Raw genomic sequence first — 13,585 nt, 5'->3', positions numbered from 1 at the left:
TGGATTGACGAATGGCATGATGTCATTTTCTCAAAAACCATTCCACAAATTTTTTTGTGCCATTTTGGAAGTTTGTGTCTGGTTTGTAGCCAATCAATGTCTTAGCTTTTGTAATATCTGCACTGGTTTTCAGGACATCTCCCGGCTGCATTGGCAGATTTTTTTTTATGGCAGAAATTCCAAGGGCTTTTTCTATAGTACTCAGCATTTCAGTTAAAGTAACCACTTCACTTTCTCCAAGATTGATGATTTCATAAACTCCGGAATGATTTTCCAGATAAAGGATGGATTTTGTAATCCCGTCAATGATATCATCAATATAGGTATAGTCTCTGGCGGTATTACCGTCACCATAAAATGGGATTTCCTGTCCTTCCGAAATAAGTTTTGTAAATTTATGAATAGCCAGATCAGGTCTTTGCCTTGGTCCGTAAACTGTGAAAAACCTAAGCTGGATCATATCTATATCATACAAGTTATGATAAACATGCCCCAGGATCTCACCGCTTTTTTTCGTAGCGGCATAAGGCGAAATAGGGCGATCCACATTGTCTGTTTCCGAAAAAGGAGTCTTTTCGTTGTTTCCGTAAACACTTGAAGAAGATGCACAAATGAATTTTTTAATATTAAACTCCCTGCAAAGCTCCCAGAGATTCATGGTACCCCGGACATTAACTTCTTCATATTCCAGGGGCCTTTCAATGGAGGGACGTACCCCGGCCAATGCGGCAAGATGAATAACAAGGTCGATTGAATGGTTTCTGAAAATCTTTTCAAGTCCCTGTTTGTGACGGATGTCCTGATAATAAAGTTGATACCTGTCTGATTGGGAAACAGCCGTTAAACGGGCAATATCAGTTTCTTTGTCCGAAAACTCAAAATCCGAAATTTTATCAATAGACTCTAAAGTATTTTTAATTTTTATCTGATAAGCATAGAAATCATCAAAATTGTCAACGTTTATGACAGAATGTCCATTTCTAAATAATCGCTCTACTAAATGAGAACCAATGAATCCGCTACCTCCAGTTACAAGATATGTCATTTGTGATTTTTTAAGGACAAATTTATTAATAAAACTTGAATGCTGTTTTTATACTTTTGTCGGAAAATATAAATAAATGATAAATCTTCAAAAGTTATTTGTACTTCCGAGGGAAGAAGATGAAGAATTTACATTCGGAGAGATAGAAGAAGGAATTTATTTCCGTGGTCACAACCTTTGGCTGCTGGTAATTTCCATGGGTATTGCCTGTATTGGCTTAAATGTTAATAGTCCGGCTGCCGTAATCGGTGCGATGCTTATTTCTCCCTTGATGGGTCCCGTTGTAGGAATTGCATTTGGATTTTCCATCGGAAACAGGAGATTGATCAGGCTTGGGGTCTTTAACTGGCTTTTGATGATCGTGGTGGCTATATGTTCTTCCACATTATATTTTCTGGTTTCTCCGTTTCATTCGGAAACGTCCCAGTTGGAAAGCTTTAAAACGGCTACTATTTTCGACTGCTTTTTAGCTTTGCTGGGAGGGCTGGCGTGGTTCCTGGGGATCGTAAGGAAAGAGGCAATCAAAGTTATCGCAGGGGTAGCTGTTTCTACAGCGTGTATCCCGCCACTGTGCACGGCAGGGTTTGGGATTGCCAACGGAAACTTGGAATACTTTTGGGGAGGTTTTTATTTTTATCTTATCAATTGCTTTTTTATAGCGGTAGGAACCTGGATATTAAGCCTGGTACTGGGGTATCAGAAATATTACAGGGAGAAAAACAGCAATAATCGTAAAGTTTCTGTATGGATCAGCTTGCTTTCCGTTATTATTTTAATTCCAAGCATCCTGCTTACTAAAAAGAAGTGGGAGAAAGAGACATTGAAGGAGCGGTCAGAAAATTATATCAGAATTATTAAAGAAAGCCATCCCGAGCTGGCTATTATTAACCATGAGTCATTCAAAGAAAAAGGACAGGATTTTTTAAAGATCACCCTTTTGAATGACAGTATTACCATCAGTAAAAAAAGGCTGGATGAGCATAATGAATTAATAAAGGATATTCATCTGATATGGCAGTATTCACCGCAGTCAAAAAATATAAATGATCCGGAACTGCAAAGACTTCAAAGCCAGATAACTGCTTTAAAAAAGGAACTGGAACAGATGAAATTGCAAAACAGGATCAAATAAAATTTCTATATTTACTTATACTTAAAAATATCATTATGCAGTTTCAAGGGCAAATTTTAAAAATGACGAGCTACGATGCACAGCCGATCCAGTATTATCTGAATCTTTCAGGAGATCTTATCCACATGAATGAGCTTTTCGGAAAAGAGCTGAGGATAAAACATACCGGATTTCAGTGTGTGAACTGTGGGGAGAATAAAGCGATCTACAGAATGGGATTCTGTAAAAACTGCTTCTTCGAAAGTCCGTATGCAAGTGATACCATCATCCGTCCCGAACTTTCTACAGCCCACCTTGGGGTTGCAGAACGTGACCTGGAAGTGGAAAAAGAGATCCAGCTGCAGCCTCATACTGTATATCTTGCCTATACCGGTGATGTAAAAGTTGGGGTAACGAGAAATACCCAGATCCCGACAAGATGGATCGATCAGGGGGCTACGTTTGCACTCCCGATTGCCAGAACAGAGAACCGGTACGAAGCCGGAATGATAGAAGTTGCTTTAAAAGAACATGTTCCGGATAAAACAAACTGGAAAAAAATGCTGCAGGATGATTTTGAAGGAGAAATGGACCTTGCCGATTTTCAGCAAAAGATCAGACAGTATTTTCCGGAAGACTTCCAGAAATTTTACAGCGAAGGAGAAAATTTGTGGAAATTCGATTATCCTTTTGAAAAGCCTGCCAAAGTAAATTCTTTTACCCTTGATAAAAAGCCTGAATTTACAGGAAAACTGACAGGAATCAAAGGGCAGTATCTTAGTTTTGCCGGCGGTGATTTTATAAATATCAGAGGGCACGAAGGCTATGTGATAGAGCTGGAAATAAAATAATGAACTGTATTTAAAAGAATAAACACGAGTCACCAATGAAAAAATGGGTAAAAAGGTTATTAATAAGTCTCGGCATTTTGCTGCTATTATTGCTGGTAGCGAATTTCGGACTTAATATATGGCTTAAAACCCAGCTTCCTGATTATATTAAAAAGAATACGGATTATAAAGTTTCCTATAAAACGCTGGATGTGGATCTGGGTTCAGGAAATATTTTTGCTGCAGGAATTACTATCAACAGTAAAAACCCTCAGAATGTGGATGTTATTGGTCTTCAGGGCACCGTTGATACCCTGAAAATCAGCCGTTTCGGGATCTACGATGCTATTTTCAATAAAAGAATCAGTTCTACAGATCTTTTGCTGGCCAAACCCAATCTGAATATCAGTCTGGCCAAACCTGCAGACAAAAAAACAGGGAAAAAAAGAAATCCGGTTATGTTCGAAAATATCAGAATCAATAAGGGAACAATCAATATTTTTAAGCATACCAAACAGAAGTTTTTGTCAGTCCATGAGCTAGATTTGTTTGTGGAAAATCTTCAGATGACGGAAGAATCAGTGGAAGATAAGCTACCTGTGGTATTTGACCGTTATGATATTAAAGGAAAGGATTTTTTCTTCCGCCCGGATAATGTGTATGCGGTGACTATCAGTAATATTACAACCTCCAACGGACAGATGTCAGTCGGGAATTTCCGACTGATACCGCTTCTTTCATTCGCACAGTTTAAAAGGTTTTATCCTAAAAAAACAAAGCTGTTTGAATTTTCCATTCCTAAAATGGATTTTAAAGATGTTGTGCTGAAGAAGAACAGGATTTCACTGGCAAATGCAGATTTTCAGAACCCGGTCCTTACCATACACAACACCGGAATACAGCCTGGAAAGGCAGAGAAAAAAATGAATTTTGAGGTCAATCTGGAAGATGTAAGATTGAATAATCTTTCTGTCCTCATCAATAAACCGGACGGAAGCAAGCTTCTTGCTGCAAAAACACTGAATGTAAAAGTCAACCAGCTGAAGTTTGACAAGGTAACTGCAGAAGAAGTAATTCCCATTGGGTATAAGGATTTTCATCTTTCAGGAAGAGACATTCAGTATTCCAACCATCAGAGTTTTACAGTTGAAAATTTTGCCTTGAACCCTAAAAGCGGGGAAATCAGAAATCTGGTCTTGTCTCCCGGAACTCAGGAGCCGGGAGAAGGGTCAATGGATTTGAAGACGGGCCATATTGCTTTTAACATTAATACGTTTGAATTTGTCAAAAGAAAGCTTAATCTCGACCTGAAAGACGTTCTTCTTGAAAATGTAAGCGGAACCATCAAAGCAGGTGCGGCCAAACCAAAAAGGAATTCCGGACCGGGAATCATTCAGTCGGTAATTGTTCGGAAAATGTCTGTTAAAAATTCGGATATTGTGTATGATAAAGAGATGAAGCCACTGGCTTTCCACGATCTGAATGCAACGGTCAATGCTATTGAAATTGCACCTAAACCTAATAATCAGGGACTTTCTTTCAAAGTGAAGGATTATTTCCTGACAACCAGAAATTTTGTCTATAAAACCCAATTTTACAACTTAAGTGCAGGGCTTTTAAAAGTAAATAAAAACAAGATTCAGGTTAATAATTTTGCCATGAAACCTATCGTTTCGAGAGCACAGTTTATCAAAATGATTCCCGTTGAACGGGATTTGTATGATCTTAAAGCCACGCAGATCACAGCAGATGGCAGCTGGGACCTGTTTTCGGATCATAAATCTGTCAATGCTTCGAATGTTACCATACAGGCCGCGGATGCCAATATTTTCAGAAGTAAGATCCCAAATGATGACCCAAAGATAAAACCACTCTATTCCAGATTGCTTCGTTCTATAAAAATTCCGTTGACGGTTAATAACCTGGATCTGAAAAATTCCGTTCTGGTTTATGAAGAAGATACTCCGCAGAGTGCAGGCCCGGGAAAACTGACCTTCAGTAATTTTAATATGAACGTGAAAAACCTGAATTCAGCCAAAGTAAAAGGAAAACCTACAAAAGTGGATATCAGGATCAATTGTTCATTCATGAACCTGGCTCCGCTTTCCGTGAACTGGGCCTTTGATGTGGCTGACCATCATGATGCATTCTCAATCTCAGGAAAAACATCCAATCTTCCTGCCAGCGGCATCAATCCGTTTATTCGTCCATACCTTCACGTGACAGCCACTTCCGGAACCATTCAGGAAATGCTGTTTAATTTTAAAGGAAACCCGGCAGGAATTCACGGGACTTTTAATCTGAAGCATAAAGATCTTAAAATTGCCGTTCTGGATAAACAAAACCGTGAGAAAAAAGGAGTGTTGACGGCTGTTGCCAATATTTTTATCAGATCAAACTCGGGTAAGTTTCCTGAAGCCGTAGAAGTGGAAAATGTAGAGCGTGATCCCACCAAATCATTCTTCAACCTTTTCTGGAAAGGCATTGAGCAGGGGCTGAAGAAAACCCTGATCGGAAGGAACGTTGAAAAGACGGAGAAAACCGTAAAAGAAGCCGTGTCATCAGTTAAAGAGGTGAAGCAGACCGTGAAAGAACTGAAACAGGATATCAAAACTAAAAAAGAAGAAATTACAGCTCCTAAGGAAGAGAAGAAAGGTATTCTGAAAAAAATCTTTAAGAAAAAAGAAAATCCCGAAGCAGAGTAGCCCCGGGATCTATGCTGAATTCCTGGTCAGTCACTAGAAATTAAATTCATCGCTTTCCTGAACGGGAATGTCTCGTAAAAATTCATCAAATTTTTCACCGGGATAGTTGCTGTCCGCACCATAGGAATCAATGATCATTCCACGGTTTCCTGCATTGTCTTTTATCACATACAAGACAGCATTGTCATCCGGATTACTGTCTCCTTCAAAACGGTAGGTTTTCAATATAGTAAGCTCGGAAGGCTGGTAGACTTTGTCGGAATTTTCGAACTTCATCTCGCAGGCCTCATTCATTCTGAATTCCCGGTGTATCCCTCTTTGTGAAAGGGTGGCCATAACCTGGCTTAGGGTCGTCATTCTGTCAATATTCTCTGAATTATCCATAATATTATTTTTAAAAATTAATACAATAATTAAACCATTACCCTTTTAAAATTAGCAAAATAGCAATTATATTTTTTATAGAAATAAACCTGGAATGTTAACAAAATTTATAATTCCGAAATCCAAAATAGGTATGCTTTTTGCAATAGCTACCGTAATAAATCGAAAAAATATGAAAAAAGAAGTTGGCGTTTTACTGGTAGGAGGTGTTGGTCTTTTGGCAGTATTAGGTTTTATTGGAATAAAAAAAATATTGACTAAAAAAGATAAAAAATATAGTGATACCTATTCGGATTATCACAGACATTTCGATGGAAAAAATAATGATGATGAATACCATGGAGTGGAATTTTATGCGCTGAAGTAGTAAAAAGATATATTTAATTATGTTGAAATCCGGCTCTGTTACAGGGTCGGTTTTTTTTGTGGATAACTTTAATGTTAAAACTTATTATTTATAAAAAAATCCATTCTAATTTTACATTATTATGCCGGAAGAAAATTTCATAAAAGGACAGGGAGCGCAGCGGAACGTGATCAATCGTTTCGACAGGTATACCTATGAGCCTGATGATGAGGATTTCGAAACGGTTAAGACCTCTTTCACCGAAGTTTTCCCGAAAACCATTGTAAACCAGGTGAAAAGCGAAGATCTTCCAATGGAATATTCTATGAATCCATATCAGGGCTGTGAGCATGGATGTTCCTACTGCTTTGCAAGACCTACCCATGAATATTGGGGCTACAGCGCGGGAATTGATTTCGAAAGAAAGATCATGGTTAAGAAAAATGCCCCGGAGCTTCTGGAGAAATTTTTTCAGAAAAGAGGGTACCGTCCCGCACCTATTCTGCTTTCAGGAAATACTGACTGCTATCAACCGGCAGAAAGGCAGTTTGAAATAACCCGGAAACTCCTTCAGGTATGCCTTGATTACAGACATCCCGTCAATGTACTGACCAAAAATGCACTTGTCCTCAGAGATATTGATATTTTAAAGCCCATGGCGGAACAAAACCTTGTTTCGGTATCCCTGAGTATTCCTACCATCAACGAAGAGCTCAGGAGAAAAATGGAGCCGAGGACAAGCTCGGCACCCAATAAACTGAAGGCGGTAGAAATCCTCACAGAGAACAAAATCCCGGTACATGTGATGGTAGCACCTATCATTCCGGGGCTGAACAGTGACGAGCCGTTAACTATTTTAAAAGCAATTTCAGATGCGGGAGCTTTAAGCTTTGGATATACTCTGGTAAGGTTGAATGATACGGTAGAACCCGTTTTCGTGAATTGGATTGAAGCTCATTTTCCTGACCGGGCACAAAAAGTCCTGAACCTGATCCGGTCCATGCGCGGAGGAAAACTGGGGGATAAAAGATATTTTGAAAGGCAGAGAGGAGAAGGAAATATTGCTGAAATGATTCATAACACCTTCAAGATCGGGAGAAAGAAGTTTTTTGACGGAAAGGAATTTCCGAAACTTTCCACAGCTAATTTTACAGGCGCTAAAGATCAGCAGCTGAGGTTGTTTGATTAATTATTATTCATGCCGTGAATCATATTCAATCGAAATGGGTTTTAGCCCATTTAATAATAAAAGTAAAAAAATCAACGGCTTTAGCCAAAATAAAAACAAAAAACCGCTCCAAAAGGAACGGTTGTCTTATAGGCTCGGATTTTTCCAATCTTACATAGTGTTGTCCGGGCATTTGAAATCGTTACTGCAGGTTGCACAAACTACAACCCCGTCACAATAATACATACAGAATTCCGGTTCCGGAAGTTTAATGCCGTCTCCTCCGGAGATGTCCTTTAACTGGCCTTTGCTTAGTTTTTTTAGATTTTTCATAATGTTTAATTAAAAATTTGATAGTAAATCAAATATAATTAAAATTATATTAACTAAAATAAAATGTGGTAGTTTTTATATTCATTTTACAGTAATTGGTGTTAAATTTCATATTCAGGTGAATAAAATTGGGTAAGTGTTTGATTGTTAGTGAAAAATAATTAATTTTAGACAAAACAAGCGTTATCCGAAAAGCTGATAGAGTAGGAAATACCAAAAACGAAAACTATGAAAAATTTAAAGAGACTGTCCAGGGAAGACAAAAAAAAGATCAGTGCTGGAGATTCACCTGCTTTCTGTTTTGAAGGTGAAGGACCGGGAACAGGAGGCTGCTCTGCCGGGCACATCTGCTCAGGAGGAAGATGTGTTCCTTATGTGGATCCGGGAACCGGCGGCGGGGGTGGAGGAACCGGGGGTGGAGATACGTATACGTGTATCTGTCCGTGGGGAACTTTTACACAGTCAACTCCTTGTCCGGAGTTTTATTGTATTACAGGATAAACCTGCCGGGATAAAAAAATAAAGTCAATAATTGATCCTGAAAGTTACAACCATGAGTTAATAACCGGAATGCAGATCAATTATTGACTTTTTATATTACTTTTTAATCAATCCTAATTCTATAAGTCTTTCATGTAAAAACTCTCCTGCAGTGGTATCTTCATACAACTTCGGATTATTTTCGTCAATACAATTCTCAAGCGCGTTCAGTGACATTTCGCTCACCGGGTGCATAAAGAAAGGAATGGAGTATCTTGAAGTTCCCCAAAGTTCCCTTGGCGGGTTAACCACTCTGTGAATGGTTGATTTCAATTTATTGTTGGTATGTCTTGACAACATATCTCCTACATTGATCATTAATTCATCCGGCTCAGCAATCGCATCAATCCAGTCGCCGTTATGGTTCTGAACCTGAAGACCTTTCCCCTGAGATCCCATCAAAAGAGTGATCAGGTTAATGTCTCCATGAGCAGCTGCTCTTACGGCATCATCCGGTTCCTGGGTAATCGGCGGATAGTGGATAGGTCTTAAAATAGAGTTTCCTTCTGCAATTTTATCATCGAAATAAAACTCATCAAGACCAAGGTACAGAGCCAGGGCTCTCAATACATACTGGCCTGTTTTCTCAAGCATCTGGTAGGCTTCTTTTCCCACTTCATTGAACTTGGGAAGTTCCTCTACGATTACATTGTCAGGATACTCGGATTTGTACTTTGAATCATCAGAAACGTACTGTCCGAAATGCCAGAATTCTTTTAAATCTCCTTTTTTGAAACCTTTAGCCGTCTCTTTTCCGAATCCTACGTAGCCTCTCTGGCCACCGATTCCCGGAATTTCATACTTCTGTTTGGTTTCTACCGGCTGGTCAAAAAAGTTTTTAACCTCTCCATAGAGTTCGTCTACTAGTTTGTCATCAAGAAAATGGCCTTTTAAGGCTACAAAACCAATTTCTTCATAAGCTTTTCCGATTTCATTTACAAATTTCTGTTTGCGTTCCGGGTTGTCCGAAAGGAAATCACGCAGGTCTACACTAGGTATTTTATCCATTATTAGAAATTTACGAAATACAAAATTACATTTTTTTTAAATGAAATGATTCTAAAATAAGTATTTATCAATTAAATTTGCTGTATGAAAAAATATTCTTCTAAGCGAAGTATTCAGATACTTGCCCACCTCCTTCAGCAGTACGGAATTTCAGATGTTATCATTTCCCCGGGATCCAGAAATGCTCCTCTGGCGATTCATTTCTCAGAAATTGACACCTTCAACTGTTACAGTATTGTAGATGAAAGAAGTGCTGCTTTTGTAGGAATAGGAATGGCTAAAAGTGAGAAGAAACCCGTTGCGATAACCTGTACAAGCGGTTCTGCCGCTGCCAATTATTATCCGGCGGTAACGGAAGCTTTTTACCAGAATGTTCCGCTTCTGATCCTGACGGCAGACCGGCCTACGGATTTTGTAGATATTTTTGACGGTCAAACCATCAGGCAGAAGGATCTTTTTCACCAGCATTCTTATGGTGACTTCCAGCTTTTGGAAGACAGTAAAGAAAATGCAGAAGACGTTAATTTTGACATCATTAAAAAAGCTATTGAGCTCTGCTTTGAAAAGCAGGGGCCGGTACATATCAATATTCCGTTGGAAGAACCTTTGTACGAACTGGTTTCTGAACTTCCATCTTTCCCGACTGTTGAAAAAACAATCAGGCATAAAGAATATGAACTTCCTTCCAATCTCGTTGCCGACTGGCATACTTCCCAGAGAATCATGCTCTTGGTGGGAACCAGAGATTACAGCCCGGAGCTGGAAAGCCAGTTGACGCAGCTTGTGAAAAACCATTCTGTTGTCGTACTGAGTGAAGCCAATTCCAATCTTTATCATGAGAAATTTTTCAGACATATTGACCGTTACATCTTCAATTTTACTGAAGAGGACTATAAAATGTATGCCCCGGATCTTTTGATCACGGTAGGTCAGAATGTGGTTTCCAAAAAAGTAAAACAGTTCCTAAGAAACGCTCGCCCAAAACAGCACTGGCACCTGGATGAAGTCTGGCAGCCGGATACTTATTTTTCCCTCACTGAAAAGATCGAGGTGAAACCGGAAGTTTTCTTCTCCAAATTGCTGAAATTCATTAACCTTGAACCAAGACCTTATTTTAATCTTTGGGATGTTTTGAGGGATAAAAAAGATGCAAGACATGAACAGTTCCTGAACAAAGCTGAGTTTTCCGATTTTTATTTCTTTAACAAAGCTTCCCAGACCGTTCCGGAAAATTACAATATCCATTTCAGCAATTCTTCGGCAATCAGATATGCACAGCTGTTTGATTTTGGAAAAAGAAGGATGTATTGCAACAGAGGAACCAGCGGGATAGACGGATCAACTTCCACTGCTATGGGCTTCGCTATTAAAAATGCCAATCCAACACTCGTTATTACGGGAGATCTTAGTTTTTTCTACGATATTAACGGGCTCTGGAACCAGTATATTCCGCCATTTGTAAGGATCATCATCTTCAATAACGGGGAAGGGAATATCTTTAAGATCATTCCGGGACCGGGAAATGCCAACCCGAATACATTGGATGAATTTATTGCGACCAAACACCGAAAACATGCTGAACATTTAGCAAAGCATTTCGGGTTTTCCTATATCAAAGTGGAAGACGAGCCTACACTGGACAGGGTTTTGGAGAATTTCTTCAAACCGGATCTGCAACCGAAAATCCTGGAAGTGAATACGTACGGGAAAAACAGCGCAGACGTTCAGAAAGCCTATTTTGAATTCATGAAAGGAGGCTAAAGATCCAGATATTCCTCATTTCCCGGCAGATTCGTGATCCTGTCGATGGGATAAATAAACATATCATCAAAGTCATTCAGGGCATTAATCAGTTGAAAATGTGAAAACTGCTTGATGTTCTGAAGAGTGACTTCCGTTTCTTTTATCTTCTTGTGTTTCAATAGATTTTGTCTTTGTACGCCGTTCAGAAGGTAAGTCGCAGGAGTAAACCAGTCCTTGCCTTTCAGGAAAAGGATATTGGAAAAAGAGGTATCGGTGATATGATTGTTCTTCACGATAATAATTTCCTCTGCTTTAGATTTCATCTTCATCTTATCCAGTTCCTTACGGTCTTCAAATTTGAAAGAATAGTCGAAGCTGTTGTTCTCCACCAGTTGGAAGCTGTGTATTTCAGGAATCGCATACGGAATCATCATGGTTCGTACCCTTTTATCAAGATCATAGGAAAGCCTCAGTTTGAAGAGGCCATCTTCATCATGCTCCAGATTTTTAAAGATTTTGGCCAGATCAATGGAACCCTCTTTTCCGAAGTGGGCAAATGTCTGATTAATACGTTTTTGATGCAGTTCCAATAGGAAGATTTCCTGATCTTCTACTTTTATACTTTCAATGAATTGGGACATAGATTTTATTTTTCATTTCCTGATATTCGTCTTCCAGTCTGCTCATATGGGTGATACCGCCACCGCTTTTGAAATAAAGGCGGTTTCCCTCTCTTTCAATAAAGCGGATCATAACGCAGCTGTCCAGGTTTTCACCGTCAAACCAGCCGCATACTCCGGTATAGTATCCTCTCTCATATCCTTCCGCATCTAAGATTATTTCTAGTGTTTTAGGTTTCGGCGCGCCAAGGATTGATCCTGCAGGCAGCAGTTTTTGCATCATGCTTCCTACCTTTCCAGCAAATTCAGGTTTTAAGGTTCCTGAAATTTCAGAACTCATCGCATACAGGTTTTTTTGCTGTGTCCTGATGAGGTCAATATGCTGGAACTGGTCAACCTTTACATCATCCGCCACCATGCTGAGATCATTCCGGAGGAGGTCAACCACTGTATAATGCTCTGCTTTTTCCTTCCTGTCATTTTTCAAAACTTCGGCTGCATTTTCCAATGATGCATCAATAGTACCTTTCATTGGATAGGTTAAAATTTTACCGTCAATAATCCTGACAAAAGTTTCAGGAGAAAAAAATACAAAAAAATCTTTATAAAATACTTTGTACTTCGCAATTGAGTGATAAAAAATTTCTTCAAGGCTCAAATTCGTCTGAATTTCAGTTTTTCTGGTATAATTGGTAAGATAGGAATTTCCCAGGCGAATATTTTTCTGAACTTTATCAAATCCTTCTTTAAAACTTTCCAGCGTTTCCGGAAATGATTTCCATGCAATTTTTTTAGCAAGTTCGTTCTTGTGTTTTGTGTTTGAAAAACTTTGAAAATCAATTAATAAGCCTGATTTTTCGATTTCATATTCCTGATACACTTCTACATTCTCCGATAGGAAATCGATCATGAAAAAATACGGAACCTTCTGAAGAGAAAGCTCGTCCATTTCCATAAATTTTTGATGATTCATTGAAAACATTCTGCAAAAATACTTATTGATGATTACTTTTGCATAAAATTTTTTTGATGCAGAACAGATATCCTCAGAAACCGGGAATAGATTTTATATTGAAGCAGGCTTTTTTCTACTGGAATAAAACATTGATTTTTCAGTTAATGTTCTCCATCATTTTTTTTGCAGTCTTTTTTACTTCCATGTTTTTCTTTGCCGCAAGATTCGGGCTTTGGGAACAGAACCAGGAGCTGTCGGAAGCTTTACAGCAAGGGACCAGTGTTTATCTTGAAAAATTAAAAGCGCTGGCCGCCACTGAAAATTATCAGATGTTCAGCTATGCTATTTTAGCCACCGGGATTTTTCTTTATCCGTTAAATTTAGGTCTGTTCCAAATTTTCAGAAAAATGGACCTTAATGAAAAAATTGAATTGGGAGATCTGTTTGCAGGATATAACGGGCTTAATTTTTTTAAATACCTTGGTTATTACATTTTCTGGATTATGGTGTACAGGTTGACAATGCCAACCATATTCCTTGCAGTGCTCTGGGTATGCATCACGGTCTTCGTGGCGCCTCTGATGTTTTTTACAGATAAGAGGATTTTTGAAGCAATTTCTTTGAATATACAGGCGTTGAGAAAGTATTTCATCGAAATACTGGTTTGTGTTATCGTTGCTGTGGTCTTTAAGTATATTGGTTTTGCCCTGTTGTTTGTTGGAGGACTTTTTACATTTCCTTTTTGGAATGCAATGATTTACTCTTTATATAAAACAATTTTTTCAGAAAAAAGTTAA

The 13,585-nt window shown here is 38.7% G+C and carries 14 protein-coding genes; 8 read left to right on the top strand and 6 right to left on the bottom strand.

Annotation, left to right across the window (positions count from 1 at the left end; genetic code table 11):
- Nucleotides 1-22: 22 nt before the first annotated feature.
- Entirely contained in the window at nucleotides 23-1,045 is a 1,023-nt protein-coding gene (locus tag B7E04_RS02750; protein ID WP_080777271.1) for a GDP-mannose 4,6-dehydratase, read from the bottom strand.
- Nucleotides 1,046-1,121: 76 nt separating this feature from the next.
- On the opposite strand from B7E04_RS02750, the gene B7E04_RS02745 reads away from it, so the two are divergent.
- From B7E04_RS02745 to B7E04_RS02735, 3 genes are read left to right on the top strand one after another with little or no spacing between them, the layout of a single operon-like run.
- A complete protein-coding gene (locus tag B7E04_RS02745) occupies nucleotides 1,122-2,177 on the top strand; it encodes a DUF389 domain-containing protein (RefSeq protein ID WP_080777270.1) in 1,056 nt (351 codons plus the stop codon).
- 35 nt (nucleotides 2,178-2,212) lie between these two features.
- Entirely contained in the window at nucleotides 2,213-3,007 is a 795-nt protein-coding gene (locus B7E04_RS02740) for a DUF2797 domain-containing protein (protein WP_080777269.1), read from the top strand.
- A 35-nt stretch (nucleotides 3,008-3,042) separates the two neighbouring features.
- Complete coding sequence (locus B7E04_RS02735) at nucleotides 3,043-5,691, top strand: DUF748 domain-containing protein (RefSeq protein ID WP_080777268.1); 2,649 nt, start codon at nucleotides 3,043-3,045, stop codon at nucleotides 5,689-5,691.
- Between the two features lie 33 nt (nucleotides 5,692-5,724).
- Here B7E04_RS02735 and B7E04_RS02730 read toward each other — a convergent pair whose 3' ends face one another.
- Nucleotides 5,725-6,075 carry a hypothetical protein gene (locus tag B7E04_RS02730; RefSeq protein WP_080777267.1) on the bottom strand — a complete coding sequence of 117 codons (351 nt, stop codon included), beginning with the start codon at nucleotides 6,073-6,075 and terminating at the stop codon, nucleotides 5,725-5,727.
- Nucleotides 6,076-6,247: 172 nt separating this feature from the next.
- Between B7E04_RS02730 and B7E04_RS02725 the strand changes: the two genes are divergently transcribed.
- Complete coding sequence (locus B7E04_RS02725) at nucleotides 6,248-6,442, top strand: hypothetical protein (RefSeq protein ID WP_080777942.1); 195 nt, start codon at nucleotides 6,248-6,250, stop codon at nucleotides 6,440-6,442.
- A gap of 121 nt (nucleotides 6,443-6,563) precedes the next feature.
- Entirely contained in the window at nucleotides 6,564-7,610 is a 1,047-nt protein-coding gene (locus B7E04_RS02720; protein WP_080777266.1) for a PA0069 family radical SAM protein, read from the top strand.
- 150 nt (nucleotides 7,611-7,760) lie between these two features.
- On the opposite strand, the gene B7E04_RS22065 is transcribed toward B7E04_RS02720, so the two are convergent.
- On the bottom strand, nucleotides 7,761-7,922 hold the full coding sequence (locus tag B7E04_RS22065; RefSeq protein WP_165439403.1) for a bacteriocin-like protein: 162 nt from the start codon (nucleotides 7,920-7,922) through the stop codon (nucleotides 7,761-7,763).
- 228 nt (nucleotides 7,923-8,150) lie between these two features.
- On the opposite strand from B7E04_RS22065, the gene B7E04_RS02715 reads away from it, so the two are divergent.
- The gene (locus B7E04_RS02715; RefSeq protein ID WP_080777265.1) at nucleotides 8,151-8,423 is read left to right on the top strand and encodes a bacteriocin-like protein; all 273 of its coding nucleotides are present in this window, start codon (nucleotides 8,151-8,153) and stop codon (nucleotides 8,421-8,423) included.
- Nucleotides 8,424-8,519: 96 nt separating this feature from the next.
- Here B7E04_RS02715 and B7E04_RS02710 read toward each other — a convergent pair whose 3' ends face one another.
- Entirely contained in the window at nucleotides 8,520-9,470 is a 951-nt protein-coding gene (locus B7E04_RS02710; RefSeq protein WP_062651937.1) for an isopenicillin N synthase family dioxygenase, read from the bottom strand.
- A gap of 84 nt (nucleotides 9,471-9,554) precedes the next feature.
- Here B7E04_RS02710 and menD point away from each other — a divergent pair, with 84 nt between their 5' ends.
- Nucleotides 9,555-11,231, top strand: a complete 1,677-nt coding sequence (menD, locus tag B7E04_RS02705; RefSeq protein WP_080777264.1) for a 2-succinyl-5-enolpyruvyl-6-hydroxy-3-cyclohexene-1-carboxylic-acid synthase — start codon at nucleotides 9,555-9,557, stop codon at nucleotides 11,229-11,231.
- Here menD and B7E04_RS02700 read toward each other — a convergent pair.
- The gene (locus tag B7E04_RS02700) at nucleotides 11,228-11,854 is read right to left on the bottom strand and encodes an aminotransferase class IV (RefSeq protein WP_080777263.1); all 627 of its coding nucleotides are present in this window, start codon (nucleotides 11,852-11,854) and stop codon (nucleotides 11,228-11,230) included. The genes menD and B7E04_RS02700 overlap by 4 nt on opposite strands.
- Entirely contained in the window at nucleotides 11,838-12,815 is a 978-nt protein-coding gene (locus tag B7E04_RS02695; RefSeq protein ID WP_080777262.1) for an aminodeoxychorismate synthase component I, read from the bottom strand. Before B7E04_RS02695 ends, B7E04_RS02700 begins: the two co-directional genes overlap by 17 nt.
- A gap of 47 nt (nucleotides 12,816-12,862) precedes the next feature.
- Between B7E04_RS02695 and B7E04_RS02690 the strand changes: the two genes are divergently transcribed.
- Entirely contained in the window at nucleotides 12,863-13,585 is a 723-nt protein-coding gene (locus B7E04_RS02690) for a hypothetical protein (RefSeq protein ID WP_165439402.1), read from the top strand.

It is taken from the genome of Chryseobacterium phocaeense, assembly GCF_900169075.1.
Lineage (GTDB): Bacteria > Bacteroidota > Bacteroidia > Flavobacteriales > Weeksellaceae > Chryseobacterium > Chryseobacterium phocaeense.
This window is presented reverse-complemented; position numbering and strand designations above follow the sequence as displayed.

Excerpts from the sequence above, each read along its gene's own strand:
- B7E04_RS02730 (WP_080777267.1), bottom strand. The coding sequence starts at position 6,075 with ATGGATAATTCAGAGAATATTGACAGAATGACGACCCTAAGCCAGGTT.
- B7E04_RS22065 (WP_165439403.1), bottom strand. The coding sequence starts at position 7,922 with ATGAAAAATCTAAAAAAACTAAGCAAAGGCCAGTTAAAGGACATCTCC.
- B7E04_RS02715 (WP_080777265.1), top strand. The coding sequence starts at position 8,151 with ATGAAAAATTTAAAGAGACTGTCCAGGGAAGACAAAAAAAAGATCAGT.
- B7E04_RS02745 (WP_080777270.1), top strand. The coding sequence starts at position 1,122 with ATGATAAATCTTCAAAAGTTATTTGTACTTCCGAGGGAAGAAGATGAA.
- B7E04_RS02690 (WP_165439402.1), top strand. The coding sequence starts at position 12,863 with ATGCAGAACAGATATCCTCAGAAACCGGGAATAGATTTTATATTGAAG.
- B7E04_RS02750 (WP_080777271.1), bottom strand. The coding sequence starts at position 1,045 with ATGACATATCTTGTAACTGGAGGTAGCGGATTCATTGGTTCTCATTTA.
- B7E04_RS02695 (WP_080777262.1), bottom strand. The coding sequence starts at position 12,815 with ATGTTTTCAATGAATCATCAAAAATTTATGGAAATGGACGAGCTTTCT.
- B7E04_RS02710 (WP_062651937.1), bottom strand. The coding sequence starts at position 9,470 with ATGGATAAAATACCTAGTGTAGACCTGCGTGATTTCCTTTCGGACAAC.
- B7E04_RS02725 (WP_080777942.1), top strand. The coding sequence starts at position 6,248 with ATGAAAAAAGAAGTTGGCGTTTTACTGGTAGGAGGTGTTGGTCTTTTG.
- B7E04_RS02735 (WP_080777268.1), top strand. The coding sequence starts at position 3,043 with ATGAAAAAATGGGTAAAAAGGTTATTAATAAGTCTCGGCATTTTGCTG.
- menD (WP_080777264.1), top strand. The coding sequence starts at position 9,555 with ATGAAAAAATATTCTTCTAAGCGAAGTATTCAGATACTTGCCCACCTC.
- B7E04_RS02740 (WP_080777269.1), top strand. The coding sequence starts at position 2,213 with ATGCAGTTTCAAGGGCAAATTTTAAAAATGACGAGCTACGATGCACAG.
- B7E04_RS02700 (WP_080777263.1), bottom strand. The coding sequence starts at position 11,854 with ATGTCCCAATTCATTGAAAGTATAAAAGTAGAAGATCAGGAAATCTTC.
- B7E04_RS02720 (WP_080777266.1), top strand. The coding sequence starts at position 6,564 with ATGCCGGAAGAAAATTTCATAAAAGGACAGGGAGCGCAGCGGAACGTG.